Source organism: Streptomyces sp. TG1A-8 (assembly GCF_030499535.1).
Taxonomy (GTDB): Bacteria; Actinomycetota; Actinomycetes; order Streptomycetales; family Streptomycetaceae; genus Streptomyces.
Genome location: NZ_JASTLB010000001.1, coordinates 6,228,942 through 6,255,072, shown reverse-complemented (window position 1 = coordinate 6,255,072; position 26,131 = coordinate 6,228,942). Strand labels below are relative to the sequence as shown.

At 74.2% G+C, this 26,131-nt stretch carries 24 protein-coding genes and 4 pseudogenes; 8 read left to right on the top strand and 20 right to left on the bottom strand.

The features are described from left to right. Positions 1-177 precede the first annotated feature (177 nt). Both QQY24_RS27630 and QQY24_RS27625 read right to left on the bottom strand, forming a co-directional pair. Positions 178-1,416, bottom strand: coding sequence for an ROK family protein (locus tag QQY24_RS27630; protein ID WP_301975420.1), 1,239 nt, complete (start codon positions 1,414-1,416; stop codon positions 178-180). A 77-nt stretch (positions 1,417-1,493) separates the two neighbouring features. Then, a complete protein-coding gene (locus tag QQY24_RS27625) occupies positions 1,494-2,144 on the bottom strand; it encodes an alpha-ketoglutarate-dependent dioxygenase AlkB (protein ID WP_301975419.1) in 651 nt (216 codons plus the stop codon). A 138-nt stretch (positions 2,145-2,282) separates the two neighbouring features. Between QQY24_RS27625 and QQY24_RS27620 the strand changes: the two genes are divergently transcribed. Next, the gene (locus QQY24_RS27620; protein ID WP_301976371.1) at positions 2,283-3,419 is read left to right on the top strand and encodes a methyltransferase; all 1,137 of its coding nucleotides are present in this window, start codon (positions 2,283-2,285) and stop codon (positions 3,417-3,419) included. Between the two features lie 82 nt (positions 3,420-3,501). On the opposite strand, the pseudogene QQY24_RS27615 reads toward QQY24_RS27620, so the two are convergent. After that, positions 3,502-3,724 (bottom strand): annotated as a pseudogene (locus QQY24_RS27615) (IS5/IS1182 family transposase); the annotation flags it as partial. Between the two features lie 366 nt (positions 3,725-4,090). Here QQY24_RS27615 and QQY24_RS27610 point away from each other — a divergent pair. Beyond that, positions 4,091-4,621: a hypothetical protein gene (locus QQY24_RS27610; protein WP_301975418.1), complete on the top strand. Its 531-nt coding sequence runs from the start codon at positions 4,091-4,093 to the stop codon at positions 4,619-4,621. On the opposite strand, the gene QQY24_RS27605 is transcribed toward QQY24_RS27610, so the two are convergent. Further along, a complete protein-coding gene (locus tag QQY24_RS27605; RefSeq protein WP_301975417.1) occupies positions 4,618-5,013 on the bottom strand; it encodes a luciferase family protein in 396 nt (131 codons plus the stop codon). The genes QQY24_RS27610 and QQY24_RS27605 overlap by 4 nt on opposite strands. Before the next feature lie 378 nt (positions 5,014-5,391). Between QQY24_RS27605 and QQY24_RS27600 the strand changes: the two genes are divergently transcribed. Next, positions 5,392-6,558 carry an MFS transporter gene (locus tag QQY24_RS27600; protein ID WP_301976370.1) on the top strand — a complete coding sequence of 389 codons (1,167 nt, stop codon included), beginning with the start codon at positions 5,392-5,394 and terminating at the stop codon, positions 6,556-6,558. A 45-nt stretch (positions 6,559-6,603) separates the two neighbouring features. On the opposite strand, the gene QQY24_RS27595 is transcribed toward QQY24_RS27600, so the two are convergent. Further along, positions 6,604-6,951 (bottom strand): antibiotic biosynthesis monooxygenase, encoded by a 348-nt coding sequence (locus QQY24_RS27595; RefSeq protein ID WP_301975416.1) that lies wholly within the window; start codon positions 6,949-6,951, stop codon positions 6,604-6,606. Positions 6,952-7,135: 184 nt separating this feature from the next. On the opposite strand from QQY24_RS27595, the gene QQY24_RS27590 reads away from it, so the two are divergent. Then, entirely contained in the window at positions 7,136-7,870 is a 735-nt protein-coding gene (locus QQY24_RS27590; RefSeq protein ID WP_301975415.1) for a maleylpyruvate isomerase family mycothiol-dependent enzyme, read from the top strand. Between the two features lie 27 nt (positions 7,871-7,897). Here QQY24_RS27590 and QQY24_RS27585 read toward each other — a convergent pair whose 3' ends face one another. The 3 genes and pseudogenes from QQY24_RS27585 to QQY24_RS27575 form a co-directional block, all read right to left on the bottom strand. Beyond that, positions 7,898-8,290 (bottom strand): MarR family winged helix-turn-helix transcriptional regulator, encoded by a 393-nt coding sequence (locus QQY24_RS27585; RefSeq protein WP_301975414.1) that lies wholly within the window; start codon positions 8,288-8,290, stop codon positions 7,898-7,900. A 109-nt stretch (positions 8,291-8,399) separates the two neighbouring features. Beyond that, a pseudogene (locus tag QQY24_RS27580) lies at positions 8,400-8,687 on the bottom strand (TetR/AcrR family transcriptional regulator); the annotation flags it as partial. 185 nt (positions 8,688-8,872) lie between these two features. After that, the gene (locus tag QQY24_RS27575; protein WP_301975413.1) at positions 8,873-10,120 is read right to left on the bottom strand and encodes a geranylgeranyl reductase family protein; all 1,248 of its coding nucleotides are present in this window, start codon (positions 10,118-10,120) and stop codon (positions 8,873-8,875) included. A gap of 131 nt (positions 10,121-10,251) precedes the next feature. Here QQY24_RS27575 and QQY24_RS27570 point away from each other — a divergent pair, with 131 nt between their 5' ends. Beyond that, positions 10,252-11,607 (top strand): dipeptidase, encoded by a 1,356-nt coding sequence (locus tag QQY24_RS27570; protein WP_301975412.1) that lies wholly within the window; start codon positions 10,252-10,254, stop codon positions 11,605-11,607. A gap of 149 nt (positions 11,608-11,756) precedes the next feature. Here QQY24_RS27570 and QQY24_RS27565 read toward each other — a convergent pair whose 3' ends face one another. Beyond that, positions 11,757-12,812: an NUDIX hydrolase gene (locus tag QQY24_RS27565; RefSeq protein ID WP_301975411.1), complete on the bottom strand. Its 1,056-nt coding sequence runs from the start codon at positions 12,810-12,812 to the stop codon at positions 11,757-11,759. A 132-nt stretch (positions 12,813-12,944) separates the two neighbouring features. Then, the gene (locus QQY24_RS27560; protein ID WP_301975410.1) at positions 12,945-13,136 is read right to left on the bottom strand and encodes a hypothetical protein; all 192 of its coding nucleotides are present in this window, start codon (positions 13,134-13,136) and stop codon (positions 12,945-12,947) included. Positions 13,137-13,263: 127 nt separating this feature from the next. Between QQY24_RS27560 and QQY24_RS27555 the strand changes: the two are divergent. Then, positions 13,264-14,180: pseudogene (locus QQY24_RS27555) on the top strand (NPCBM/NEW2 domain-containing protein). Positions 14,181-14,235: 55 nt separating this feature from the next. On the opposite strand, the gene QQY24_RS27550 reads toward QQY24_RS27555, so the two are convergent. Continuing rightward, on the bottom strand, positions 14,236-15,189 hold the full coding sequence (locus QQY24_RS27550) for an ROK family protein (protein WP_301975409.1): 954 nt from the start codon (positions 15,187-15,189) through the stop codon (positions 14,236-14,238). Between the two features lie 175 nt (positions 15,190-15,364). Here QQY24_RS27550 and QQY24_RS27545 point away from each other — a divergent pair, with 175 nt between their 5' ends. Further along, positions 15,365-16,486: a LacI family DNA-binding transcriptional regulator gene (locus QQY24_RS27545; protein WP_301975408.1), complete on the top strand. Its 1,122-nt coding sequence runs from the start codon at positions 15,365-15,367 to the stop codon at positions 16,484-16,486. Positions 16,487-16,529: 43 nt separating this feature from the next. On the opposite strand, the gene QQY24_RS27540 is transcribed toward QQY24_RS27545, so the two are convergent. The 5 genes from QQY24_RS27540 to QQY24_RS27520 form a co-directional block, all read right to left on the bottom strand. Continuing rightward, positions 16,530-17,834, bottom strand: a complete 1,305-nt coding sequence (locus QQY24_RS27540; RefSeq protein ID WP_301975407.1) for an aldolase/citrate lyase family protein — start codon at positions 17,832-17,834, stop codon at positions 16,530-16,532. Positions 17,835-18,019: 185 nt separating this feature from the next. Beyond that, positions 18,020-18,982 carry an electron transfer flavoprotein subunit alpha/FixB family protein gene (locus QQY24_RS27535; protein ID WP_301975406.1) on the bottom strand — a complete coding sequence of 321 codons (963 nt, stop codon included), beginning with the start codon at positions 18,980-18,982 and terminating at the stop codon, positions 18,020-18,022. Positions 18,983-19,035: 53 nt separating this feature from the next. Then, positions 19,036-19,821 carry an electron transfer flavoprotein subunit beta/FixA family protein gene (locus QQY24_RS27530; RefSeq protein ID WP_301975405.1) on the bottom strand — a complete coding sequence of 262 codons (786 nt, stop codon included), beginning with the start codon at positions 19,819-19,821 and terminating at the stop codon, positions 19,036-19,038. A gap of 227 nt (positions 19,822-20,048) precedes the next feature. After that, positions 20,049-20,558, bottom strand: coding sequence for a flavin reductase family protein (locus QQY24_RS27525; protein ID WP_301975404.1), 510 nt, complete (start codon positions 20,556-20,558; stop codon positions 20,049-20,051). A gap of 196 nt (positions 20,559-20,754) precedes the next feature. After that, positions 20,755-21,168 (bottom strand): thioredoxin family protein, encoded by a 414-nt coding sequence (locus QQY24_RS27520; RefSeq protein ID WP_301975403.1) that lies wholly within the window; start codon positions 21,166-21,168, stop codon positions 20,755-20,757. A gap of 368 nt (positions 21,169-21,536) precedes the next feature. Between QQY24_RS27520 and QQY24_RS27515 the strand changes: the two genes are divergently transcribed. Next, positions 21,537-22,265, top strand: coding sequence for a lysophospholipid acyltransferase family protein (locus QQY24_RS27515; protein WP_301975402.1), 729 nt, complete (start codon positions 21,537-21,539; stop codon positions 22,263-22,265). A gap of 89 nt (positions 22,266-22,354) precedes the next feature. Here the strand turns inward: QQY24_RS27515 and QQY24_RS27510 are convergent. The 4 genes and pseudogenes from QQY24_RS27510 to QQY24_RS27495 all read right to left on the bottom strand — a co-directional run. Continuing rightward, positions 22,355-22,519: pseudogene (locus QQY24_RS27510) on the bottom strand (transglutaminase); the annotation flags it as partial. 157 nt (positions 22,520-22,676) lie between these two features. Further along, positions 22,677-23,747 (bottom strand): low specificity L-threonine aldolase, encoded by a 1,071-nt coding sequence (locus QQY24_RS27505; RefSeq protein ID WP_301975401.1) that lies wholly within the window; start codon positions 23,745-23,747, stop codon positions 22,677-22,679. After that, positions 23,744-24,490 (bottom strand): SDR family oxidoreductase, encoded by a 747-nt coding sequence (locus QQY24_RS27500; protein WP_301976369.1) that lies wholly within the window; start codon positions 24,488-24,490, stop codon positions 23,744-23,746. Before QQY24_RS27500 ends, QQY24_RS27505 begins: the two co-directional genes overlap by 4 nt. Before the next feature lie 38 nt (positions 24,491-24,528). Beyond that, positions 24,529-25,926, bottom strand: coding sequence for a DUF6421 family protein (locus tag QQY24_RS27495; protein WP_301975400.1), 1,398 nt, complete (start codon positions 25,924-25,926; stop codon positions 24,529-24,531). Positions 25,927-26,131 lie beyond the last annotated feature (205 nt).

Sequence of the window (26,131 nt, the reverse complement as noted above, 5' to 3'; positions counted from 1 at the left end):
CGGACCGCGGGCGGCGAGTCACCTCCCGGACGCCTCCGGCAAGGCGTTCGGCGCCGTCGTGCGGGAGGACCGGCAGACGCCGGTTTCCTGCGGATACGCGGCCGTTGTGCGCGCCGCGGGGACGGGCCGCCTGGGGGGCCGGCCGGCGAACGGCCGACCGCGGCGCGCGCGAAGCGGTCACCGGAGCGCGCCCAGCGGGTCGTCCAGCACCGGCTGCCAGGCCAGCTCCGCCGCGCCGACCAGGCTGTTGTGGTCCAGGGTGCACGGCAGGACGGGGACGTCGCCGCTCTGGCCCCACAGGCTGCGGTCGGCGACGACCGCGCGCAGGCGCCCGGGATCGGCGTCGAGGAGCGTGCGGTGCAGGCCGCCGAGGATGATGCGGTCGGGATTGAGGATGTTGACCAGCCCGGCGAGACCCAGTCCGAGCCGGTCGATCAGGGTCTCGGCGGCCGTGCGGACGGCCGGGTCGGCGTACTGGGTGCGCAGCAGGTCGTTGGCCTGCTGGAGCAGGGAGACCTCGGGGCCCGGCTCGCGGCCCGCCTCGACCAGGAGGGCCAGCGGGTCCGCCTCGACGTCCAGGCAGCCCCGGCTGCCGCAGTGGCAGGGCCGGCCCTCGGGGTTGACGGTGAGGTGGCCGACCTCCAGGGCCAGCCCCGAGCTGCCCGCGTGCAGGCGGCCGTCCAGGACCAGCGCGCCGCCGACACCGCGGTGCCCGGTGGCCACGCACAACAGGTCCCGGGCCCCGCGGCCGGCGCCGTGCCGGTGCTCGGCGAGCGCGGCGAGGTTGACGTCGTTGCCCGCGAAGGCGGGGCCGGCCAGGCCGGCGGCGCGCACGCACTCGGCGAAGATCCGGCGGACCGGGGCACCCACCGGCCAGGCCAGGTGGAGGGGGTTGAGGGCCCGGCCGTCGGGTTCGGCCACGGCGGACGGCACGGCGAGTCCGGCACCCACGCAGCGGCGGCCCGTCGTCCGCAACAGTTCGGCGCCCATCTCCACGACGGAACCCAGTACCTTCGCCGGATCGGCGTCGACGGTCCCGCTGCCCGGCGCGGTCGCCACGATCCGCCCACCGAGACCGACCAGCGCGGCCCGGAACCCGTCGGCGTGGACCTGCGCGGCCAGCGCCACCGGGCCGTCCTCGGCGACCCCCAGCCGGTGCGAGGGACGCCCCTGGGAACCGGCCGCCGCGCCCGGGCGGGCGTCCACACGGATCAGTCCCAGTGCCTCCAGTTCGGCGGCCACGGCCCCGGCCGTCGCCCGGGTGACCCCGAGTTCGGCGGTGAGCACGGCCCGGGTCGGTGCCCGCCCGGTGTGCACCAGCTCCAGCGCGGGTCCGAGCGCACCGCGCCCCCGGTCCAGCCGCGCCCTCGAGGTGGTCCCTTCCCCCGCCGACCGGGGGTCCGCCTTGCCGCTCATGAGGGCGAGTCTCCCATGATCCGCACGCGTTGCGGCCTGCTCCGTGAGCGGCCGGAACCGGCCTGCGGGCCGACGCGTCAGAGCCCGCTCACCCGCAGGGTGACGTTCAGCCGCCCGGTCAGTCCCAGCGCCGGCGGTGCCGTGCCCGGGTGCACGCGCGGCACCCCGTGGTAGGCGGGCCGGGACGGCCCGCCGAAGACGAACAGGTCGCCGCTGCGCAGCTCCACGTCCGTGTGGGGCCGGGCGCGGGTCGCGGTGTTGCCGAAGCGGAAGACGCAGGTGTCGCCGAGGCTCAGCGAGACCACCGGCGCGTCCGAGGCCTCGTCGGCGTCACGGTGCATGCCCATCCGGGCGCCGCCGTCGTAGAAGTTGACCAGCGCGGTGTCGTACGGCTGCGCGGGGACCGCCTCGGGGCCGAGCGCGTCGGCCACCGCGCCGCGGGCCAGTTCGCCGAGCCAGGCAGGGAAGGGCTTCACCGGGGCGCCGTCGCCGTCGACGACCGTGCGGGCGTAGCCGTACGGGTACCAGTGCCGGCCGAGGCAGACCTGCCGGACGGACATGGTGCCGCCCTGCGGGGTGCGGACCGTGCGCAGCCCGGCCGGTGGCCGCGCCCACTCCCGACAGGCGGCGAGCAGCGCGCGCTGCCGGCCGGCGTCCAGCCAGTCCGGGACGTGCACGGCGCCCGGTGCGAGTCGTGCCCGCCCGCGCGGGAACAGTTCCGCCTCCATGGCTCCCATCCTGCCCGAGGCGCCCGCCGGGCGGTCCGCCGACCGCCCTGAGCTGCGGCTCGGTCCCGGCCGGGAGGCGACGGCCGGGACGGGCCGGTGGCCGGGGACCGTTAGCCTGGACGCACGATGAACGAGCGCATGACGACGCCGTGGGGCGAATTCGAACTGTCCCGCTTCCCCGAGGACCCCCGCGACCGGCTGCGCGCCTGGGATGCCGCCGACGCCTACCTGCTGCGGCACCTGGCCGAGGAGCGGGTGCCGCTGTCGGGCACGGTCGTGGTGGTCGGCGACCGCTGGGGCGCGCTGGTGACGGCGCTCGCGAAGCACCGGCCGGTCCAGATCACCGACTCCTTCCTGAGCCAGGAGGCGACCCGGGCGAACCTGGCGCGGGCCGGGGCCGAACGCGGTTCCGTGCCGCTGCTCACCACACAGGACCCGCCGCCCGGGCGGGTGGACGTGCTGCTGGTGCGGGTGCCGAAGAGCCTGGCGCTGCTGGAGGACCAACTGCTGCGGCTGGCGCCGGCCGTGCACGCCGGCACGGTGGTGGTCGGCGCCGGGATGGTGAAGGAGGTCCACACCTCCACGCTCCAGTTGTTCGAGCGTGTCCTCGGGACCACCCGCACCTCGCCGGCCCGGCAGAAGGCCCGGCTGATCCTGTGCACCCCGGATCCGTCGCTGGAGCGGCCCGCGAACCCGTGGCCGTACCGCTACGCCCTCCCGGACGGCGTCGGCGCGGTGTCCGGGCACACGGTCGTCAACCACGCGGGGGTGTTCTGCGCGGACCGGCTCGACATCGGTACGCGGTTCTTCCTGCGGCACCTGCCGGCCGGGCCGGGCGCCGGGCGCGTGGTGGACCTCGGCTGCGGCAACGGCGTGGTGGGCACGGCGGTGGCGCTGGCCGATCCGGAGGCCGAGGTGCTGTTCGTGGACGAGTCGTTCCAGGCGGTGGCCTCGGCGGAGGCGACGTACAAGGCGAACGGGGCGCCCGGACACGCCGAGTTCCGGGTCGGGGACGGGCTGGCCGGGGTGGCGCCCGGCAGTGTGGACCTCGTGCTGAACAACCCGCCCTTCCACTCCCACCAGGCGACGACCGACGCGACGGCGTGGCGGATGTTCACCGGGGCGAGGCGCGCGCTGCGCCCGGGCGGCGAGCTGTGGGTGGTGGGCAACCGTCACCTGGGCTACCACGTCAAGCTCAAGCGGCTGTTCGGCAACAGTCACCTGGTGGCGAGCGACCCGAAGTTCGTCGTCCTGAGGGCGGTCAAGAAGGGCTAGGCGTGCTGTCCCGGGACGCCGGTGACACGCGTGCTGGGTACTCGAACCGGTGGGGTCCGGCGAGGTGGACGGTGGCGGTCCCGTCGTGGCGGGTGGCCGGGCCGCGCCATTGTTCGAGCTCGTTGGTGCAGCGTTCGACGGTGTCACGCTGCTTGTACGCCTCACGGTCGGGGCGGGCGGCCTGCCGCCGCGGTTCCCCCGGCGGAGCCGGTGGCCGCGTTGGCCGCCGGGACGGGGGTGACCGCCCGGATGCCGTGTGTGCGCAGGTGCCCGCGGATCGCGCGGGAGGAGCAGGCGTCGTCAGCCGGTGAGGGCGGACCGCTCCACCCGGGGCGCCGGGCCCGGCCGGCCCCCTCGCACCCGCCCGCACCCTGATGGGTCACCGTCCGGGACGTCTCGCGACTGGACGACTCGGTCCGCGAGCAGGTCGAGACCGTCGTCGGCTCCCACGGCGATCCGGCCGTGCTCGACCAGGCACTGCCCGGCGTCCCGGCCCTGTTCTGGCTCGTCCCACAGGCCGTCGGGCGCCGAGTGCCGAGGCGCACTACCTCCGGTTCGTCCGGGCGGGCGCCGCCGCCGTCGCCCGCCACGGGGTCGGTCACGTCGTCGGGGTCTCCAGCGCCGGGCACGGCTGGCCGGCCCCGGCCGGCGTCCTGTCGGCGGCCTTCGCGATGGACGCCGAACCGAGCGCGTCCGGTGCGGCCTACCGGGCGCTGTCCATGCCCTTCTACATGGAGAACCTCCTGCGACAGCTCGGCGCCATCCGTGAGCGGGGCGCGTTCTACCTGACCTGCGCGGGTGACCTGCCGCCGGCGTCGATCGCGACGGAGGACATCGCCGGCACCGCCGCCGGCCTCCTCACCGACCTGTCCTGGACCGGGCAGGAGAACCTCCCCGTGTTCGGCCCCGACCGGCTGACCCCCGACGGCATGGCCGAGGTGATCAGCCAGGAACTCGGGCGTCCGGTCGCCTACCGCCGCACGGGCATCGACGACTACGCCTCGCTGCTCCGCTCCCAGGGCACCGGCGACCAGGCGGTCAAGGACCTGACCGAGGCGTTCGCCGCACAGGACCACGGCATCTACGACGCGGACTGGGCGACCGCCGAGCCGACGCCGACGGACTTCCGCACCTGGTGCCGGCACGTCCTCAAGCCCGCCGTGGACGCCCGCACGTCATACCGGGGCGGGGGCCGCGGTTAGAAACGGCCGTGGTCGGCGCTCACGAACCCCGCGCCCCGCTGGTCGTTGCAGCCGACGAGCGGACGCTCGACCGGGTCGGGCCAGCTCTGCTGGGCCGTGAGCGCCACGCTCACCAGCGTCAGCAGCAGGTCCACGTCACTGGCGGCGTCGAGGCGGAGGGTCACCCACTGCGAGCCGGGCACGATGCGGACAACACCGGAGCCCCTGAGGTCCTTGGCGAACCGGCGGACGGCCCGGTCGGTCAGCCGCAGGTCGACGTCCCGGCCGGAGTGGAAGTGGGCGATCTCGCCCTCGGCCGAACTCACCGCCTGTCCCCGGCCGCAGCTGGGCACGGCCCGTCTCAGGTCCGGCCAGGTCGCCAGTTGCGCGAGCGCGCGCGAGGCCAACGTCATGGACCCATCATGACGCGCTCATCCCTGGGCAACCAGCTTGTGCACGGGCATTAACCGACTCGTATCCGCCACGGTCCGGCTCCGCGACCGCATCCCCACCCGCGAGGCGCTGCCGCGCCACAGCGCCGAACTCCTCGACCTGGCGCGGCGTCCTGCGACCGCGCACCAGCCGCCGCCACCCCCTCGAACACGCCGTCCGGGCCCACCGCGCCATCGAGTCCCGGGTGACCAGCGGCAAGCTCCTACTCCTCCCGTGACGCCGCCGGGCCACCCGGCGCACGGCCGCGGAACCACGGGCCGGACGGTCTTGCCCCTGACTCCGGGCCCCCTTAGCCTCACTTTGTGCCGATAAAATACAAAACCTGTCCGCACGACGTCGTGCCGGGCAACGGCCTCACCCGGCTCCGCGTGGCGATCACCGCCTTCTTCGCCCTCGACGGCTTCATCTTCGCCGGCTGGGTCGTCCGCATCCCCGACATCAAGCAACAGACGCACGCGTCCGCCAGTGGCCTCGGACTCGCCCTGCTCGGGGTCTCCGCGGGCGCCGTGCTGACCATGACGCTGACCGGCCGGCTGTGCCGCCGCTACGGCAGCCACCCGGTGACCGTCGCCTGCGTGACGGTCCTCGCGCTCAGCGTCGCCCTGCCCCCGCTCGTGCACTCGGCACTCGCGCTCGGCGGCGTACTGCTGCTGTTCGGGGCCGCGTACGGCGGGGCGAACGTGGCCTTCAACAGCGCCGCGGTCGACCTGGTGGCCGCACTGCGCAGGCCGGTCATGCCGAGTTTCCACGCGGCCTTCAGCCTGGGCGGCATGGTCGGCGCGGGCCTCGGCGGACTGGTGGCCGGGGCCGTCTCCCCCACCCTGCACCTGCTGGGCATCACCACGGCCGGTCTGCTCGTCACCCTCGTCGCCGGGCGCGCCCTGCTGCGGCAGGAGGCTCCGGTCCCGCCCGGCCGGCGGGGGCCGGAGGACGGGAACGGCACACGGCGGACGGACGGCCGTACGCGCGGGCTCGTCGTGGTCTTCGGGCTGGTTGCCCTGTGCACCGCCTACGGCGAGGGTGCCATGGCCGACTGGGGCGCCCTCCACCTCCACCAGGACCTGGCCGCGTCGGCGGGGGCGGCGGCGGCCGGGTACGCCTGTTTCGCGCTCGCCATGACCGTCGGCCGGCTGACCGGGACCGCGCTGCTGGAGCGCCTGGGACGTGCCCGGACGGTGATCGCCGGCGGTACCACCGCCGCGGCCGGCATGGTCCTCGGTTCCCTCGCGCCGTCGGTGTGGGCGGCGCTGATCGGCTTCGCCGTGACGGGACTCGGCCTGGCGAACCTCTTCCCGATCGCCGTGGAGCGGGCCGGCGCGCTGAGCGGACCGTCCGGCGTCGCCGTCGCCTCCACCCTGGGGTACGGCGGCATGCTCCTCGGGCCGCCCGCGATCGGGTTCATGGCCGACTGGTTCTCCCTGCCCACGGCCCTGACCAGCGTCGCCGCGCTGGCCGCGGTGGCCGCGCTCGTCGGGGTGGCGACGCGGCGCGTGATGGGGGGCTGAGCCGCGGGGCCGTCCCGTCCGGCCGGGGCGCCCGGGCGGCGGCACCTACAGATCCGCCGGGCGGGCAAACCCGTAGGCGCGCTCGACCTTGGCCACGTGGAGCGGGAACGAGGCATACCAGTGCTCGCGCCCGTGCGCACGGGCCAGGACGTGCTCCGCGTGGTCCCGCCAAGCGGCAGTCGAGTCCTCGTCCCTCCAGTACGACACCGTGATCCCCAGGCCGTCCGCACCGCGAGCGGAATCGACACCGAGGAATCCCGGCTGGTCGGCAGCCAGTTTCAGCAACCGCTCGTCCGTCTCCCCGTAGCCGTTGTCGCCGGCGGTCCGCACGGCGGTGAACACCACGGCGTAGTAGGGCGGGGCGGGCAGCGACGCGGGCGCGGGATCGGTCATGGAGGTCCTCCAGCAGACGGCACCGGCAGTGTCACCTCGAACGGTCCCGCGCACCCACCCGGGGACCCGCAACCCCGCCGTCCGGTCACCGGCCCGCGTTCCCGGGGCCGCCCGCTCCCGGACGGAGGCCGCGAGCCGGAGAACAAGTGTCCCGGCACGGACCTCGTCCGGCGCACTCATCCGCATGGAGACTGCCGAGCACCTTCAGACGCTGGACCGGGAGGGCCGGTTGCTCGCCGCGGCGGCCGAGGCGGCGGGGCCCGACGCCGAGGTGCCGGACTGCCCGAAGTGGCGGGTCCGCGACCTGCTGCGGCACACGGGCGCGGTCCACGAGTGGGCCACCGGTTTCGTCACCGGCGGGCACACCGCGCCGCGGCCCGTCGCGGACAACCCGGACCTGGACGGCGCCGAACTGGCGTCCTGGTACCGGAAGAGCCACCGGGAACTGGTCGACGCCCTGGCCCCGACCGAGCCGGAGTGCTGGACCTTCCATCCGGCACCGTACCCCTCGCCGCTGGCGTTCTGGACGCGGCGGCAGGCGCACGAGACGACCGTCCACCGCCGCGACGCCGAGGCGGCGCGCGGCGGTGCGGTGTCCCCGGTCGCCGCCGACCTCTCGGCGGACGGCGTCGACGAGTTGCTGCGCGGCTTCCACGCCCGCCCCAGAAGCCGGGTCCGCACGGAGCGGCCGCGCACGCTGCGGGTGCGCGCGGTGGACGCGGGAGGGGACGCGGTGTGGACCGTACGGCTGTCGGCCGAGTCGCCGGTGGCCTCCCGGGACGCGCCGGGAGAGGCCGACACCGAACTGTCCGGGCCCGCCAGACCGTTGTACCTGGCGCTGTGGAACGGGGGACCGGTACCGCAGGTGACCGGCGACCCCGGGGTGGCGGCGCTGTGGCGGGAGCGCTCGGGCGTCTGACGCGCCGCCGTCGGGTGTGACGCGCCGTCAGCCGCTCAGCATGCGCGCCAGCACCGCGCGGTGCACGGGCAGCACCTCGCCGTGCACCGCGCGGCCCTTCGCCGTGAGCACCACCCGCACACCGCGCCGGTCCTCCGGGCACATGGCCCGCTCGACGAGTCCGTCCTTCTCCAAACGCCCGATCAGCCGGGACAGCGCACTCTGGCTGAGGTGGACCCGTTCGGAGACCTCCTGCACCCGGTAGGCGCAGCCGCCGTCCGGCGCGACGCCCTCGGCGAGCACGTCGAGGACTTCGAAGTCGCTCGCGCACAGGCCGTGTCCGCTCAGGACCCGGTCCAGCTCGCACTGGGTCCGGGCGTGCGTGGCCAGCATGTCCCGCCACCGCTCCACGAGCGCCCGCTCGGCCCTGTCCGCCGCCATGGCGGCACCGTAGCAGAGCGGCACCGTCGTTGCGCGGACATCAGATGCGGGTGCATTCCACAGGTACCCGTGAGGGGACGGTGACCCGGGGTGGCACCTGCGCACCCCGGGGGACGGGGGTGCCGTGGACGAGGAAGTAGCGCTGGGGGTCCTCCAGCGCCCAGCGGCGCATCGCGTGGGCGAGGCCGGACAGGCCCGGGCCCGCGTCGGCCGCGGCGCGGAAGGTGTCCGCGAGGCCGCGGTAGGCGTCCCGGACCAGTTCGGTGGTCAGGCCGTCCCGGCCGTCGAAGTACCGGTACAGCGCCGGGCCGCTCATGCCCAGTTCCTCGGCGATCGCGTTGGGGGAGAGCCCCGAGGCTCCCGCCGTGGCGATCTGCCGCCAGGCCCGCGCCTTGATCCCCCGGTCCCCCGCCGCCCGCCCGCGCGGTCCGCACCCCGCCGGCCCGAACAGCCGGGTCCGGGCCGCCACCCGCCCGCCGCCACCCGCACGGCCGCCACCCGCACGGCCGCCACCACTCGGGACGCGTCGGGCGCGAGGTCCGCGGTCGTGCGCCCGGCCCGGGACGGAGTACCGCGCCGCCGTCACGGACCGACGGGGTCCTTTGCCGGGGCGGCGGCCGGCTGCCCCCGGTCCAGCGCGTTCAGGGCGCGCTGGGCGATCGGGTGGGACCTGACGAGTTCACCGAGCGAGGTCGAGCCCCGGGTGATGTCCCTGAACGCCCGCCAGGCGGGCCGGAAACCGGTGAGGGCCGCGTGGAAGATGCCGGGACGGCGTTCGAACGCAGCCAGCATGCGCTTGCCGACGCTCATCTCCACGCCGAGTCCCGCCTTGATGGCGAACGCGTAGTTCAAGGCCTGGCGCCGGGCGTCCACGGCGTCGTGCGCCTCGGCGATCCGCACCGCCCACTCGCCCGCCAGCCGGCCCGAGCGCAGCGCGAAGGAGATGCCCTCGCGGGTCCACGGCTCCAGCAACCCCGCCGCGTCACCGCAGACCAGCACCCGGCCGCGCGAAAGCGGCGAGTCGTCGGCCCGGCAGCGGGTCAAGTGTCCGGAGGAGACACTCGGTTCGAAGCCGGCCAGCCCGAGGCGGGCGATGAAGTCCTCCAGGTAACGCTTGGTGGCCGCACCCTCGCCCCGCGCGGAGATGACGCCGACGGTCAGCGTGTCGCCCTTCGGGAACACCCAGCCGTAACTGCCCGGCATCGGGCCCCAGTCGATGAGGACCCGGCCCTGCCAGTCCTCGGCGACCGTCTCCGGCACCGGGATCTCCGCCTCCAGACCGAGGTCCACCTGGTCCAGCTTCACGCCGACGTGGGCTCCTATGCGGCTCGCGCTGCCGTCGGCCCCGACCACCGCGCGGGCCAGCACGGTCTCGCCGCCCTGGAGGACGACCGCGACCGTGCGCCGGTCCGGCACCGCCGAGCCGTGCTGCTCGACCCGCTGCACCGTGACGCCCGTGCGCAGCTCGGCGCCCGCCTTCTGGGCGTGCTCGACCAGTTGCTGGTCGAACTCGGGGCGGTTGATCAGTCCGAACAGCATCTGCCTGGAGCGGCGCGTGCGCGCGAAGCGCCCGTTGTGGGAGAAGGTGACCGCGTGCACCCGGTCCCGGAACGGCAGTTCGAAGCCGGGCGGCAGCGCGTCGCGGGAGGGACCGATGATGCCGCCGCCGCACGTCTTGTAGCGGGGCAGCTCGGCTTTCTCCAGCAACAGGACGCGCCGTCCCGCGACCGCCGCCGCGTAGGCGGCCGAGGCCCCCGCGGGTCCCGCGCCCACCACGACGACGTCCCACACTCGCTGCACGTCGTCCGCCGAAGAGTTCTCGCCGCTCACGATGGTCTACTGCTCCGATCAAGCCGCTGCCGCACTTATCCCCCGCATCCTACGGCGGTCGTCGTCGCAGGCCACTGTGGGAGGATCGGTGTACCCACCAGTTGGACGTCGCACCCACGAGGAGTGTGCCCATGTCGTCGAATCCGGTCGCCGAGACCGTCGCCTCGCTGCTGCCCCGGGCCAAGGCGGAGCTGGCCGAGCTGGTCGCCTTCCGGTCGGTGGCGGACTTCGGCCAGTTCCCCAGGAGCGAGAGCGAGGGCGCCGCCCGCTGGATCGCCGACGCGCTGCGCGCCGAGGGCTTCGTGGACGTGGCGCTGCTGGACACCCCGGACGGCACCCAGTCGGTGTACGGCCGCCTGCCGGGCCCGGAGGGCGCGAAGACCGTCCTCCTCTACGCGCACTACGACGTGCAGCCTCCGCTCGACGAGGCCGGCTGGACCTCTCCCCCCTTCGAGCTGACCGAGCGGAACGGCCGCTGGTACGGCCGCGGGACCGCCGACTGCAAGGGCGGCCTGATCATGCACCTGCTCGCGCTGCGCGCCCTGAAGGCCGACGGGGGCGTCCCGGTGCACGTGAAGGTGATCGTCGAGGGCTCGGAGGAGCAGGGCACGGGCGGCCTGGAGCGCTACGCCGAGCAGCACCCGGAGCTGCTGGCGGCGGACACCGTCGTCATCGGCGACGCGGGCAACTTCCGCGTCGGCCTGCCGACGGTCACCACCACCCTGCGTGGCATGACGCTGGTCCGCGTCCGGATCGACACCCTCGCGGGCAACCTGCACTCGGGCCAGTTCGGCGGTGCCGCCCCGGACGCGCTGGCCGCGCTGATCCGGGTCCTGGACTCGCTGCGCGCCGAGGACGGCTCGACCGCGGTCGACGGGCTCGACGCCACGGCGCGGTGGGACGGACTGCAGTACGCCGAGGAGCAGTTCCGCTCGGACGCCAAGGTGCTGGACGGGGTCGGCCTGATCGGTGACGGCTCGGTCGCCGACCGCATCTGGGCCCGCCCGGCGGTCACCGTCCTCGGCATCGACTGCCCGCCGGTCGTGGGCGCCACCCCGTCGGTGCAGTCCAGTGCCCGCGCGCTGATCAGCCTGCGGGTGCCGCCGGGCGTGGACGCGGCCGAGGCGACGAAGCTGCTCCAGGCCCACATCGAGGCGCACACCCCGTGGGGCGCCCGGGTGAGCACCGAGCAGGTCGGCCAGGGCCAGGCCTTCCGCGCCGATCCCACCAGCCCGGCCTACCAGGCGATGGCCGAGGCGATGGCCGAGGCCTACCCGGGCGAGACCATGCAGTACGCCGGCCAGGGCGGCTCGATCCCGCTGTGCAATACCCTCGCCGGGCTGTACCCGCGGGCGGAGATCCTGCTGATCGGCCTCAGCGAGCCGGAGGCGCGGATCCACGCGGTCGACGAGAGCGTGTCCCCGCAGGAGCTGGAGCGGCTGTCGGTCGCCGAGGCGCTGTTCCTGCGCGCTTACGCGGCGGGCTGACGGCTTCTGCCCGCGGGCAGCGCGTGGAGGCCGTCCAACCGATCCTCCGCCCGCACCTCCCGCGCTCCCCCGCCGGGCGGCCCCGTCCGCGGCACGGCGGCACGGACGGGCGCGCGGCCGCGTTCCGAGCCCTTGGGCGCCGCGCGGGGTCAGGCGGCCTCTCCGGCGACCGGGACACCGGCCTCCAGGTAGAACGCGGCGCCGCGCTCACGGGCCCGCAGCGCCCAGCGCAGCCGCTCGTAGCGGACCGGGGGCAGCATGTCGGCGGCCTCACGCTCGGTGGCGAAGCGCCAGGCGCGCAGTTCCGGCCCCGGCAACAGCACCCGGGACGCCTCGGCCGGAGCCAGCCGCCCGCCGTCGAAGAGCAGGCGCAGTCCGCCGTAGCCGGGGGGCGCCGGCCGCTCCCAGTCCACGACGAGCAGCCGGGGCACGGTCGCGAGGCGTATGCCGGTCTCCTCGGCGACCTCGCGGATGCCGGCGCGGGCGGGCGCCTCGCCGCGCTCGACCACTCCTCCGGGGAACTCCCAGCCGGGCTTGTAGGTGGGGTCCACGAGCAGCACCCGGTCGTGCTCGTCGAAGAGGAGCACCCCGGCGGCGAGGGTCTCCGCGGTGGGCTCGGCGCTCTGCACGATGTCACAGGGCGCCACGACGCCGCTGCTGACGGCCTCGGCGATGCGGACGGCGGTCTCGTACGGGGTGAGCGCGCTGGTGTCGACCAGGTGGGCGTCGGTGGTGAGCCAGGAGGCGAGGGCGCTCCGGTAGGGCTCGATGCGGTCGTACGCCCACCGCCGCTGCCGTATCTCCCCGTCGAGCGGGTCCGGTGGGACCTGCCGCCCGGCCGCCCGCGCACGCCGTATCGTTTCAGCCGGAGCGAGGAGAACGTGCCGCACCGGAATCCGGCGGGCGGCGAGGCCGCCGAAGATCTCGTCGCGGTACTCCTGGCGCAGCAGGGTCATGGGGACCACGAGGGTCCCGCCCAGTTCGGCGAGCATCGCGGCCGCCGTGTCGATCACCAGTCGTCGCCAGATCGGCAGGTCCTGGAAGTCGCCGACCTCGGCGAGGCGCTTGGGCGGCAGCAGGTGCGCGAGCCCGGCGCCGATGACCTCGGGGTCGAAGAGCGAACTGTTCGGGATCAGTTCGATCAGTTCCCGTGCGGTGGTGGACTTGCCCGCACCGAACGCGCCGTTGATCCAGACGACGGTCACGGTTCCCCCTCTTGTGTCGGCCCCCTGGGGCTTGCCCGCTCCACCCTGCCACGGAAACCACGTCCAGTTGAGGGGGCGCCCGCACGACGGTGCCGGTCCCCCCGCGGCGGGGGGACCGGCACCGGTCCGCGGCTAGCCCCGGTCGGGGGCGCCGTCGTCCACGGCCGGGCCGTCCTCGCCGACCGGGTGGCCGGCGTCGTCGGGGGCGCTGGGGGCGTCGAGGTGGCCGAGCGGCCCGCCGTCCGCGGCGTGCGACGGGGTGACGGCGGCCACGACGAATCCGGTGGCGAGGCTGGCGATGGCGAGCATGCTGCGCTTCTTCATGCCGTGGTCAACTGCGGAACCCCGCGGAGGTCACGCGGATCACGGCGATCACGTCCTCCGGTGCACCCGGCGCGTTCCCGCTGGACCGAATGCACCGGGCGGGCGGCCCCGCACCATCCGCCGGAGAGTGGCCGGAGCGTTCACCGTGGGGCTGCTGTGCGCGGCGGGCCCCGCCGCCCCCGCCCTGGCCGACGGTCTCGCCCTCACCCCGCCGACGGGTTTCAACAACTGGAACCCCACGTCCTGCCGGGCCGACTTCAACGAGGCCACGGTGAAGGGGATCGCCGACCTGTTCGTGGACGAGGGCCTCAAGGACGCCGGGTACCGCTACGTCGACCTCGACGACTGCCGGGCCCTGCCGGACCGGGACGCGAGCGCCAGGCTGGTGCCCGACCCGGCCCGCTTCCCGGACGGGATCGGGGCCGTCGCCGACCACGCCCGCGCCAAGGGACTCAGCGCACCGGCCGGAGGGTGACCGCCCCGGCGGGCACACCGCCCGGCTCCTACCCGCTCTCCGTCGGGACCGGCTACCGCTCGCCCGCCGGGGAGCGGGTCGGCGGTTCCCCGCCGCTGACGGTGTCCGTGGTGGTGCCGCCGCCCTCCGGGACGTCGTACCTCAGCGGTCTGCCCTGGTTGTCGGCGGACAGCGGCCGGGGCCCGGTCGAGCGGGACGCCGGCAACCGGGAGAGCGCGGCCGGCGACGGCGGGCCGATCACCCTGGGCGGCGTGGGCCACGCCGAGGGGCCCGGCGTCCCCACGCGGAGCGAGATCGCCTTCTGCACCGGCAGGGCGTGCGGGAAGGTCGCCGCGGACGTCGGCGTCGACGAGGAGGAGGAGGAGGGGACGCGGGGCACCGTCGCCTTCGAGGTCCGGGCGGACGGCACGAAGGTCGCCTCGACCGGTGTGCTGACCAACGCGATGCCCGCCCAGCCGCTCACCGCGGACGTCGGCGGCGCCCAGGTGGTCCGCCTGGTGGTGACCGACGGCGGGGACGGCGTCGGCTCGGACCACGCGGACTGGGCGGACGCCCGGCTGCACTGCTGAGCCGGCCCGGCCGCGGCGACGGCTCCGGGCGCGCCGGACGCCCACCGCCGGGCCCTCAGACGCCCGCCGCGGTCGCGTCCGGTCCGCGGACCAGCGCGGCCGCGGCGGCGCCGACCAGGCCCGCGTCCGTGCCCATCTGCGCGGGCACGACCGTCAGCCGCTGGACGAAGGAGAGGGTCGCGTAGTCGGTGAGGGCCTCGCGCAGGGGCGTGAACAACACGTCGCCGGCCTTGGCGACGCCCCCGCCGACCACCGCGATGTCGATCTCCACCAGGGTCGCGGTGGCCGCGATGCCCGCGGCGAGGGCCTGGGCGGCCCGCTCGAAGGAGGCCGCGGCCACCGGGTCGCCCCGGCGGGCGGCGGCGGCCACCGCGGCGGCGGAGCCGTCCCCGTCAGGGCCCGGCCGCCAGCCCCGCTCCAGGGCCCGGCGGGCGATGTTGGGGCCGCTGGCGATGCGCTCGACGCAGCCGCGCGCACCGCACGGGCACGGGTCGCCGTCGAGGTCGACGCTGATGTGCCCGATGTGGCCGGCGTTGCCGGTCGGGCCGGGGTGCAGCCGGCCGTCCAGGACCAGCCCGCCGCCGACGCCCGTCGAGACCACCATGCACAGCGCGTTGTCGTGGCCGCGGGCGGCGCCCTGCCAGTGCTCGGCCGCGGTGATGGCCACCCCGTCGCCGATCAGCTCGACCGGCAGCCCCCCGGTGGCCGCGCGCACCCGCTCGACCAGCGGGAAGTTCCGCCAGCCCGGCACGTTCACCGGACTCACGGTGCCCGCCGTGGCGTCCACCGGACCCGCGCTGCCGATCCCGATCGAGCCGGCGCGTCCCCACAGGGGTGACCCGGCGAGGTCGCCGAGCACCTCCTCGACGGCCCGCATGACCGTTTCGCCGTCCTGCCGGGCGGGCGTGGCGCGCTGCGCGCGCGCCCGGATCCGTCCGCAGCCGTCCACGAGTGCGCCGGCGATCTTGGTACCGCCGATGTCGAGGGCCACCACGAGGTCGGTGTGCATCAGAGTCAGATCTCCCCGTTGAACCATGAGAAACGAGTGGAACGAGTGCACGCCGCGAGCCGGTCGAGCGGCGGGAACGCGGGCCGCGCAGGGCGGACGACAGTCTCTCTCGCATCTGACAACGTTGTCCAGGCTCTATGCTCGACGCCACATCCTCATACAAGCCCACCGACCGATGCACCCCCGGTGGAGAACGCACCGACGCGGCAGCGCGACGCCGCGAACGACTAGGACAGGACAGCGCATCGTGCCCGAGACGACCCGCCGGCCGGCCGGAAACCCCGCGACCCGTTACGGCAACCGTCCCACCATGAAGGACGTCGCCGCGCGCGCCGGGGTGGGCCTGAAGACGGTGTCCCGGGTGGTCAATGGCGAGCCGGGGGTCACGCCGGACACCGAGCGCCGCGTCCAGGAGGCGATCGAGGCGCTCGGCTTCCGTCGCAACGACAGCGCGCGCGTGCTGCGCAAGGGCCGCACCGCCAGCATCGGCCTGGTGCTGGAGGACCTCGCGGACCCCTTCTACGGCCCGCTGAGCCGCGCGGTGGAGGAGGTGGCCCGGGCGCACGGCGCACTGCTGATCAACGGCTCCAGCGCGGAGGACCCTGAGCGGGAACAGGAACTGGCGCTGGCGCTGTGCGCGCGGCGCGTGGACGGTCTGGTGGTGATCCCCGCCGGGGACGACCACCGTTACCTGGAGCCGGAGATCAAGGCGGGCGTGGCGACGGTGTTCGTGGACCGCCCCGCCGGGGGAATCGACGCCGACGTCGTGCTGTCCGACAACTTCGGCGGCGCCCGCGACGGGGTCGCCCACCTCATCGCGCACGGCCACCGCCGGATCGGGTTCATCGGCGACATGCCCCGCATCCACACCGCCGCCGAGCGCCTGCGCGGCTACCGGGCCGCGATGGAGGACGCGGGGATAGCGGTGGAGAAGGGGTGGATGTCCCTCGGGGCGACGGATCCGGTGCGGGTGCGCCTGGCCGCCGAGGAGATGCTGTCGGGGCCCGCGCCGGTCACCGCGGTGTTCACGGGCAACAACCGGGTGACGGTCACCGTGATCCGGGTCCTCGCCGAGCACTCCCGCCGGGTCGCCCTCGTCGGCTTCGACGACTTCGAGCTGGCCGACCTGCTCCGGCCGGGCGTCACGGTGGTCGCCCAGGACTCGGCGGCCCTGGGCCGGACCGCCGCCGAGCGGCTCTTCCGCCGGCTGGACGGCGGCCTCGCGGCACCGGAGCGGATGGAGCTGCCCACCCGGCTGATCACCCGCGGCTCCGGCGAGCTGCCGCCCGCCGCCTGAGCGGAGGGCACCGGGGCGGCCGGTGCGGACACGCCCGCGTCCGCTACCGCGCGGAAGCCGCCGGGCCCCTGCGCCGGGGTGCCGCGAAGCCCTCCAGGCCGGTGCGGGTCAGGCCGGTGAGGCGGGCGACCTCGGCGTCGTCGAGGGCACCGCAGTCCAGGCCGCGCAGCAGGTGGCCGCCGAGGGCCTTGGCGGTGGCGGGCTCGTCCATCACGTCGCCGCCGGCGCGGTTCGCGTAGCGGGCGAGCCGGGTCGCCGCCTGTTCGAAGCCCTCGCGGTAGAAGGCGAAGACGGCCGCGTAGCGGGTGGGCAGGTGGCCGGGGTGCATGTCCCAGCCCTGGTAGTAGGCGCGGGCCAGGGCCCGGCGGGTGAGGCCGTAGTGCAGGCGCCAGGCGGCGTGGACCCGCTCGGCCGGGCCGACGGGCAGCACGTTGGTGGAGCCGTCCGAGACGCGTACGCCGGTACCGGCGGCGGCGACCTGCATGACCGCCTTGGCGTGGTCGGCGGCCGGGTGGTCGGCGGCCTGGTGGGCGGCGGAGACGCCGAGGCAGGCGCTGTAGTCGAAGGTGCCGTAGTGCAGGCCGGTGGCACGGCCCTCGGCGGCCTGGATCATGCGGGCGACGGTCGCGGTGCCGTCGGCGGCCAGGATGGACTGGCTGGTCTCGATCTGGATCTCGAAGCCGATCCGGCCGGACTCCAGCCCGTGGGTCTCCTCGAAGGCCTCCAGCAGGCGCGCGAAGGCGCCGACCTGTTCGGCGTAGGTCACCTTCGGCAGGGTCAGCGCCAGGCCCTCGGGCAGGCCACCCGCCCGCATCAGTCCGGTGAGGAAGACGTCGAGGGTGCGGATGCCCCGGTCGCGCACCGCGGCCTCCATGCACTTCGTGCGGATGCCCATGTACGGGGCCGCCGTGCCGTTGGCGTACGCCTCGGCGATCAGGCGGGCGGCGCGGGCGGCCGCCTCGTCCTCCTCGGCATCGGGGCGGATGCCGTAGCCGTCCTCGAAGTCGACACGCAGGTCTTCCACCGGCTCGCGCTCCAGCTTGGCCCGGACCCGGGAGTGCACCGGCTCGGCGAGGCCGTCGGCGAGGCCGAGGACGGCCGCGAACGAGGCGGCGTCCGGGGCGTGTTCGTCGAGGGCGGCGAGGGCGCGGTCACCCCAGGAGCGGACGGTGCCGGCGCTGAGGGCGTCGCCGGGGACGTACACGGTGTGGACGGGCTGGCGGGTGCCGGGGTCGCCGGGGTAGCGGCGGCGCAGTTCCGCGTCGATCGGCGCGAGACGGGCACCGATCTCCTCGCCGACGGCACCGGCGAGGCTCGTCGTCACCTGTTCCCGGCGGCCCTGCTCCATCCCGCGCCCTCCGTTTTTCCACTGCACGGAATCAACAATCCGTAGAATGAAGTTATCCGGGGCGCTTCCCGCTGGTCAACACCCGGGGAACGCGGCCCGGCGCCCCGGGCCCCACCGGGATGCGCCGAGGCCCCCGTGACCGGCGCGGTCACGGGGGCCTCGTGCGCCGGGCGGCGCCGCGGGGTTCAGCCCTTGCGGGCCTTGATCTCCTCGGTGAGCTGCGGGACGACGTCGAAGAGGTCGCCGACGACGCCGTAGTCGACCAGGTCGAAGATCGGGGCCTCGGCGTCCTTGTTGACGGCCACGATGGTCTTCGAGGTCTGCATGCCGGCGCGGTGCTGGATCGCGCCGGAGATGCCGTTGGCGATGTACAGCTGCGGCGAGACGGACTTGCCGGTCTGGCCGACCTGGTTGGTGTGCGGGTACCAGCCCGCGTCCACCGCGGCGCGCGAGGCGCCGACGGCCGCGCCGAGCGAGTCGGCGAGGGCCTCGATGACCGAGAAGTTCTCCGCGCCGTTCACGCCGCGGCCACCGGAGACCACGATCGCGGCCTCGGTCAGCTCCGGACGGCCCGTGGACTCGCGCGGCGTGCGGCCGGTGACCTTGGTGCCGGTCGCCTTCTCCGAGAAGGACACCGACAGGGCCTCGACCGCACCGGCGGCCGGAGCGGCCTCGACGGCGGCCGAGTTCGGCTTGACCGTGATGACCGGGGTGCCCCTGACGACACGGGACTTGGTGGTGAAGGACGCGGCGAACACCGACTGGGTGGCCACCGGGCCCTCGTCGCCGGCCTCCAGGTCGACGGCGTCGGTGATGATGCCGGAGCCGATGCGCAGCGCCAGGCGGGCGGCGATCTCCTTGCCCTCGGCGGAGGACGGGACCAGTACGGCGGCCGGGGAGACGGCCTCGTGGGCGGCCTGCAGGGCGTCCACCTTCGGCACGACCAGGTACTCGGCGTACTCGGACGCGTCGTGGGTGAGGACCTTCACCGCGCCGTGCTCGGCCAGGGTGGCGGCGGTGTCGGCGGCGCCGTTGCCCAGGGCGACGGCGACGGGCTCGCCGATGCGGCGGGCGAGGGTCAGCAGCTCCAGGGTGGGCTTGCGGACGGCACCGTCCACGTGGTCGACGTAGACGAGGACTTCAGCCATGGGATTGCTCTCCTGCGAAACGAAGTTGAGGGGCGGTCAGCGGGGGCGGGCCCTCAGATGAACTTCTGGCCCGCGAGGAACTCAGCGAGCTGCTTGCCGCCCTCGCCCTCGTCCTTGACGATGGTGCCGGCCGTGCGGGCCGGACGCTCGTGCACGGTCTCGACCTTGGTGAACGCACCCTCGAGACCGACTTCCTCGGCCTCGATGTCCAGGTCGGACAGGTCCCAGGACTGAACCGGCTTCTTCTTGGCCGCCATGATGCCCTTGAAGGACGGGTAGCGCGCCTCGCCCGACTGGTCGGTGACGGACACGAGGGCCGGGAGCTGCGCCTGAAGCTGCTCGGAGGCGGCGTCGCCGTCGCGGCGGCCCTTGACCGTGCCGCCCTCGACGGAGACCTCGGACAGCAGGGTGACCTGCGGGACGCCCAGCCGCTCGGCGACCAGCGCCGGGACGACGCCCATGGTGCCGTCGGTGGAGGCCATGCCGGAGACGACCAGGTCGAACCCGGCCTTCTCGATGGCCTTGGCCAGCACCAGGGAGGTGCCGATGGCGTCGGTGCCGTGCAGGTCGTCGTCCTCGACGTGGATCGCCTTGTCGGCGCCCATGGACAGGGCCTTGCGCAGGGCGTCCTTGGCGTCCTCGGGGCCGACCGTCAGAACGGTGACCTCGGCGTCGTCCGCGTCCTCCGCGATCTGCAGCGCCTGCTCGACCGCGTACTCGTCCAGTTCGGAGAGCAGACCGTCCACGTCGTCGCGGTCGACGGTCAGGTCATCGGCGAAGTGCCGGTCGCCAGTGGCGTCGGGCACGTACTTCACAGTGACAACGATCCTCAAGCTCACGCCGGCTCTCCTACTGCATCGTCATTTCCGGGCTGCCTCTAGCAGGCAGCATAGGCGCCTGCAGCGGCCGATCCCGGTCGGGGCGTCCGCGCGCTCCGACCGAAATATTACTCGCCAGTACACCCAGTTCGTGCCCGCTGAGCAAGCGCTTTGAACTGTGACCTTCGCAACGCAGCGTAACCGGAATCCGACGGCTTCGCAGGTGGCGGGGCACGATCCGGTGGCGGTCAGTCCCGCAGGCCGTTGAAACGGCCCTGGTGGTAGAGCAGGGGGCGGCCGGCGCCCGTGGGGTCGCCGAGGACCACCTCGGCGAGCACGATCCGGTGGTCACCGGCCGGGACGCGGCCGACGACCCGGCAGAGCAGCCAGGCCAGCACGCCGTCGAGCACGGGCACGCCCTCGGGGCCCTCCCGCCACGCGGTGGGCGCCCCGAACCGGTCGGCGCCGCTGCGGGCGAAGGTGGCGGCCAGCTCGCTCTGGTGCTCGCCGAGTATGTGGACGCCCACGTGCTCGGTCTCGGCGACGGCGGGCCAGCTGGAGGCGCCCGTGGCGATGCCGAAGGAGATCAGCGGGGGCTCGGCGGACACGGAGGTGAGGGAGGTGGCGGTGAAGCCCACCGGGCCCGAGGCCCCGCGCGCGGTGATCACCGCGACACCGGCGGCGTGCCGGCGGAAGGTGGCGCGCAGCAGGTCGGGGGAGGCGAGCCGGAAGGTGCGGAGGTCGGGGGTGGCCGTCATGACGGGGTCCTTCTGCCGGGGTTGACGAGCTGGTCGGTGGCTGCTCGACGGCCCGGGCAGCGCGCACTCGCGGTGCGGGCGGGGCCGGCGTGCGCCCGCACGGCGAGAAGGAGTCGCATCGGCACCGGGCCAGGCTGACGACAGGGGGCACGCGCGGTCAAGCCCGCTCCTGGATCAGCGGGGCCGCGCGCCGCGCTCACACGGCCTCCCCCAGGGCCGCTACGACATCGGCCTTGCGCGGCTGCCCGGCGGCGCGCCGCACCACCCGGCCGCCGGCGTCGAGGACCAGCACGGTGGGCGTCCTGCGGATCCCCAGCTCACGCACGAGGTCCAGACGGGTCTCGGCGTCGATCTCGACGTGCGCCACGCCCGGGACCAGTGCGGCGACCTCGCCGAGCACGCGCCGGGTGGCCCGGCAGGGCGCGCAGAAGGCGGTGGAGAACTGTACGAGGGTGGCCCGCCGGCCCAGTTCGCCCCCCAGGTCGGCCGCCCCGAGCCGCTTGCCGTCGTCCTGCCCGCGCACCCGCGCCCTCCCGCTCCGCTGCTCGCGCAGCACTCCGTCGACGCCCGCCGCGACGGGCGACGGAACGTGTACCACCGGTCCGGTCATCTCCTGCACAAGCGTTCACGAGACTGCGAAGATTCCCGTTTCCCGGCGGAGTTTCCCTTGCGGCGGGCTTGACCCACGCCCCTCGGCACGGGCCCCTTCCCCGCCGCGGAGTCCGGACACCGCCCCGGAAGGCGGGGCGGTGCGGGCGCCGGGGAGGGTCGCGGTGCGCACCGGACCGGGGGACTCAAGGAACGGGCACGGGGTATACGTCGACGTGACGAGGATCTCGCCGACGCGGGGCACCAGGACTGGCCCCCCGTCCGTTCTTCGGGCACGATCTGCGAGACGCCGTAAACCTACGGCTCCGTAACTTTCCCGCCGGGAGCTCCTCCCTTTCCCGAGCAGAGCAGAAAGGGTCCACCCCGCCCATGGCAGAACTGGTCTACCGTCCCGTCATCGGTTTCGCCAAGACACTGTTCAAGGTCTGGGACCTCAGGATCGACTGCAAGGGGTCGGAGAACATCCCGCGCTCGGGCGGCGCCGTACTGGTGAGCAATCACATCAGCTACCTGGACTTCATCTTCAGCGGTCTGGCGGCCCTGCCGCAGAAGCGCCTGGTGCGCTTCATGGCGAAGGAGTCCGTCTTCCGGCACAAGGTGTCCGGACCGCTGATGCGCGGCATGAAGCACATCCCCGTGGACCGCGGCCAGGGCGAGGCCGCCTACGCGCACGCGTTGGACTCCCTGCGCTCCGGTGAGGTCATCGGGGTCTTCCCGGAGGCGACCATCTCGCAGTCCTTCACGCTGAAGAGCTTCAAGTCGGGCGCGGCCCGCCTCGCCCAGGAGGCGGGCGTCCCGCTGGTCCCGATGGCGGTGTGGGGCACGCAGCGGCTGTGGACGAAGGGACAGCCGCGCAACTTCCGGCGCAGCCACACCCCGATCACCATCCGGGTCGGCGAGGCGGTCGAGGCGCCGCGCGACCAGTACGCGGGCGCCATCACCCGCCGTCTGCGCGAGCGCGTCCAGGACCTGTTGGACGCCGCCCAGCGCGCCTATCCCGCACGCCCCAGGGCCGCGGAGGACTCCTGGTGGCTGCCCGCCCACCTGGGCGGCACGGCCCCGACCACGGAGCAGTTGCGAGCGGCCGAGGTGCACTGACGCACCGGCACCGCACCCGCTCCCCCGCCCGTCGGACACGGCGGGCGTGAGCGCCGTCCCCCTCGCCCCGGGGGCTTCACGGGGGTGCCGGGAAGCGTCCGCCACAGGTGCGGCCGGTCCCGGGCGGCGCGCGGAGCGGCGAGGACGGCCGGGCGCGGTGCGGCGTGCAGGAGCGGGTGGTCCTCTTCCCGGGACGCGGGGTCGGGGGTCCACGCCGGCCGCTCGCCCTCGAGGGAGAACCGGGCGCCGACGCCCGACGGGACGGTGCAGGTCGATGACCTCATCGGCGGCCAGGCCGGCGGAGGGACCGTCGGTCTGCCGGATCGGCTCCATGGCCGCAGAGCATGGGAACACGACCACCCGAAGGTCGATGACTTTTCAAGTGGCCGCACGTTCATGCACGTTTGGCGACTAACGGGCCATCTCCTCCTTGAGGGCCGCCAGGAAGGCGTCGACGTCCTCCTCGGTGGTGTCGAAGGAGCACATCCAGCGCACGATCCCGGCGGGCTCGTCCCAGAAGTAGAAGCGGAACCGCTTCTGCAGGCGTTCGGCCACGTCGTGCGGGAGCCGGGCGAAGACCCCGTTGGCCTGCACGGGATGGAGGATCTCCACCCCGTGCACCGCGCGCACGCCCTCGGCCAGCCGCTGGGCCATCCCATTGGCGTGGCGGGCGTTGCGCAGCCACAGGTCCTTGGCGAACAGCGCCTCCAGCTGCACGGACACGAAGCGCATCTTGGAGGCGAGCTGCATGGACAGCTTGCGCAGGTGCTTCATGCGGCGGACGGCGTCCTGGTTGATGACCACGACGGCCTCGCCGAACAGGGCGCCGTTCTTCGTCCCGCCGAGCGAGAGGACGTCGACGCCGACCGCGTTGGTGAACGTCCGCATGGGCACGTCCAGGGAGGCGGCCGCGTTGGCCATCCGCGAACCGTCCAGGTGCACCTTCATGCCGTGCGCGTGGGCGTGCTCGCAGATCGCGCGGATCTCGCCGGGCGTGTACAGCGTGCCCAGCTCCGTGCTCTGGGTGATCGACACCACCTGCGGCATGGCACGGTGCTCGTCCTCCCAGCCGTACGCCTGACGGTCGATCAGCTCGGGGGTGAGCTTGCCGTCGGGCGTGGGCACGGTGAGCAGCTTGAGGCCGCCCACGCGCTCGGGCGCCCCGCCCTCGTCGACGTTGATGTGCGCGCTCTCGGCGCAGATCACCGCACCCCAGCGGTCGGTGACCGCCTGGAGCGCGACGACGTTCGCGCCGGTGCCGTTGAAGACGGGGAAGGCCTCCGCGGTGGCGCCGAAGTGGCTGCGGACGATGCCCTGGAGGTGCCCGGTGTAGTCGTCCTCGCCGTAGGCCACCTGGTGGCCGCCGTTGGCCAGGGCCAGGGCGGCCAGCACTTCCGGGTGCGCCCCGGCGTAGTTGTCACTGGCGAAACCGCGGACCTCCGGGTCGTGATGGCGACGCGCGTCGGTCCTGGGGGGGTTCACGGCTTCTCGGTCAGCCACAGACGGTTTCCGTTCACTTCGGCGGCGGACTTGCTCCAGACGCCCTCGACGGCCTCGGCCAGGTCCTTGACGTCCGTGAAGCCCGCGAACTTCGCGTTGGGGCGTTCGGCGCGCATCGCGTCGTGCACCAGCGCCTTGACCACCAGGATGGCAGCAGCCGCCCGCGGGCCCGCCCCGCCCCCCGCCTTGCGGAAACCGTCGGCCATGGCCAGCGTCCAGGCCTCGGCGGCGGCCTTGGCGGCGGAGTACGCGGCGTTGCCCGCGGTGGGCTTCGTGGCGCCGGCGGCGCTGACCAGTACGTACCGGCCGCGGTCGCTGCGCCGGAGGCCGTCGTGGAAGGCGAGGGAGGTGTGCTGGACGGTGCGCACGAGCAGCTTCTCCAGCAGGTCCCAGTCGGCGAGGTCGGTCCCGGCGAAGTCCGCGCCGCCGCGCCAGCCGCCCACGAGGTGGACGAGGCCGTCGACGCGGCCGTACTCCTTCTCGATGCGGTCGGCCCAGGCCCGGGTCGACTCCAGGTCCAGCAGGTCGACCGTCTCGCCGGTCACCGTGGCGCCGCCGCCCGCGTGGCGGGCCGCGTCCACGGCCTCCGCCAGGCGCGCGGGGTCGTTGTCCGCGCCGACGACGGTCGCGCCCGCTTCGGCGAGCCGGACCAGCGTCGCGCGTCCGGCGGGTCCACCCGCCCCGGCCACCGCGATCACCGCGCCGCCGAGAGAGCCGTTGCCCATGTTCTTCCCCTCCGAAGCAGTGGTGTGGACGCGGTCGCTCACGCGGCGATCCGCTCGGCGTCGCCCGGTGTGATGCCCCGGGTCGAGGCGATCACGTTCTTCAGTTTCTTGGACAGGGCCTCGTAGAACATGCTCAGCGGGAACTCGTCCGGAAGCACGTCGTCCACGAGCCTGCGCGGCGGCTGGGTCAGGTCGAGGGCGTCGGGGCCCTTGGCCCACTTGGAACCGGGGTGCGGCGCGAGGTAGGTGGACACGAGCTCGTACCCGGCGAACCAGTGCACGATCTTCGGGCGGTTGATGCCGTCCTTGTACAGCTTCTCGATCTCGGCGCACAGCTGGTTGGTGACCTGCGGGGCGCGCTCCCAGTCGATGGAGAGCTTGTTGTCGGTCCAGCGGACGACGTCGTGCCGGTGCAGGTAGGCGAAGAGCAGCTGGCCGCCGAGGCCGTCGTAGTTGCGGACGCGGTCGCCGGTGACCGGGAAGCGGAACATCCGGTCGAAGAGCACCGCGTACTGCACGTCACGGGCCTGCGGCACGCCGTCGGCCTGCAGCTTCACGGCCTCCTTGAAGGCGGTGAGGTCACAGCGCAGCTCCTCCAGGCCGTACATCCAGAACGGCTGGCGCTGCTTGATCATGAACGGGTCGAACGGCAGGTCGCCGTGGCTGTGGGTGCGGTCGTGGACCATGTCCCACAGCACGAAGGCCTCCTCGCAGCGCTTCTGGTCGTGGACCATCGCGGCGATGTCCTCGGGAAGCTCCAGGCCCAGGATGCCGACGGCGGCCTCGGTGACCCGGCGGAAGCGCGCGGCCTCGCGGTCGCAGAAGATGCCGCCCCAGGAGAACCGTTCCGGCGCCTGGCGTACGGCGATGGTCTCCGGGAAGAGGACGGCGGAGTTGGTGTCGTAGCCGGCCGTGAAGTCCTCGAACTTGATGCCGCAGAACAGCGGGTTGTCGTAGCGGGTGCGCTCCAGCTCGGCCAGCCAGTCGGGCCAGACCATGCGCAGCACGACCGCCTCCAGGTTGCGGTCCGGGTTGCCGTTCTGCGTGTACATCGGGAAGACGACCAGGTGCTGCAGGCCGTCCGCGCGGTTCGCGGCGGGCTGGAAGGCCAGCAGGGAGTCGAGGAAGTCCGGCACCCCGAAGCCGCCCTCGGCCCAGCGGCGCAGATCCCCGACCAGTGCCTCGTGGTAGGCGGCGTCGTGCGGGAGCAGCGGGGAGAGCCGCTCGACCGCCTCGGCCACCCGGCGGACGGCCGCCTCGACGTCGGCGCGGGCGGGAGCGCCCTCGGCCGTGAAGTCGACCGACCCGTCCGTGCTCTGCCATGGCCGGATCCGCTCCACGGCATCCTTGAGCAGGGGCCACGCCGGGTGCTCCACCACCCTGCTCCCCGAAGGAACTTGTCCCTTCACACCCGTCTGCACAAGAATTTCCGTCATTTTTCACCCTCCACGGGAGAACCTCGCGTAGGGACACCGTATGCATCCCGAGTGATCCCAGCAAGAGGTGATCCGGTAAGTTCTCCTGCCCAGCCCCATGGTCACCAACATTTTTCCTGCGGCAAACCGTGATGACGCTCACTTCGACTGTGAGTGGGGCGCGTGCGCCAGGAGTGGCACCCGCGCCGCGCACCCGTCCGCCGCG

Coding starts and splice junctions, on each gene's coding strand:
- QQY24_RS27500 (WP_301976369.1), bottom strand. CDS start 24,490: ATGGGCAACGGCTCTCTCGGCGGCGCGGTGATCGCGGTGGCCGGGGCG.
- QQY24_RS27550 (WP_301975409.1), bottom strand. CDS start 15,189: ATGCACACCGACCTCGTGGTGGCCCTCGACATCGGCGGTACCAAGATC.
- QQY24_RS27570 (WP_301975412.1), top strand. CDS start 10,252: ATGTCGTCGAATCCGGTCGCCGAGACCGTCGCCTCGCTGCTGCCCCGG.
- QQY24_RS27535 (WP_301975406.1), bottom strand. CDS start 18,982: ATGGCTGAAGTCCTCGTCTACGTCGACCACGTGGACGGTGCCGTCCGC.
- QQY24_RS27620 (WP_301976371.1), top strand. CDS start 2,283: ATGACGACGCCGTGGGGCGAATTCGAACTGTCCCGCTTCCCCGAGGAC.
- QQY24_RS27625 (WP_301975419.1), bottom strand. CDS start 2,144: ATGGAGGCGGAACTGTTCCCGCGCGGGCGGGCACGACTCGCACCGGGC.
- QQY24_RS27610 (WP_301975418.1), top strand. CDS start 4,091: ATGGACGCCGAACCGAGCGCGTCCGGTGCGGCCTACCGGGCGCTGTCC.
- QQY24_RS27590 (WP_301975415.1), top strand. CDS start 7,136: ATGGAGACTGCCGAGCACCTTCAGACGCTGGACCGGGAGGGCCGGTTG.
- QQY24_RS27545 (WP_301975408.1), top strand. CDS start 15,365: ATGCACCCCCGGTGGAGAACGCACCGACGCGGCAGCGCGACGCCGCGA.
- QQY24_RS27520 (WP_301975403.1), bottom strand. CDS start 21,168: ATGACCGGACCGGTGGTACACGTTCCGTCGCCCGTCGCGGCGGGCGTC.
- QQY24_RS27540 (WP_301975407.1), bottom strand. CDS start 17,834: ATGGAGCAGGGCCGCCGGGAACAGGTGACGACGAGCCTCGCCGGTGCC.
- QQY24_RS27605 (WP_301975417.1), bottom strand. CDS start 5,013: ATGACGTTGGCCTCGCGCGCGCTCGCGCAACTGGCGACCTGGCCGGAC.
- QQY24_RS27515 (WP_301975402.1), top strand. CDS start 21,537: ATGGCAGAACTGGTCTACCGTCCCGTCATCGGTTTCGCCAAGACACTG.
- QQY24_RS27595 (WP_301975416.1), bottom strand. CDS start 6,951: ATGACCGATCCCGCGCCCGCGTCGCTGCCCGCCCCGCCCTACTACGCC.
- QQY24_RS27630 (WP_301975420.1), bottom strand. CDS start 1,416: ATGAGCGGCAAGGCGGACCCCCGGTCGGCGGGGGAAGGGACCACCTCG.
- QQY24_RS27525 (WP_301975404.1), bottom strand. CDS start 20,558: ATGACGGCCACCCCCGACCTCCGCACCTTCCGGCTCGCCTCCCCCGAC.
- QQY24_RS27495 (WP_301975400.1), bottom strand. CDS start 25,926: ATGACGGAAATTCTTGTGCAGACGGGTGTGAAGGGACAAGTTCCTTCG.
- QQY24_RS27585 (WP_301975414.1), bottom strand. CDS start 8,290: ATGGCGGCGGACAGGGCCGAGCGGGCGCTCGTGGAGCGGTGGCGGGAC.
- QQY24_RS27560 (WP_301975410.1), bottom strand. CDS start 13,136: ATGAAGAAGCGCAGCATGCTCGCCATCGCCAGCCTCGCCACCGGATTC.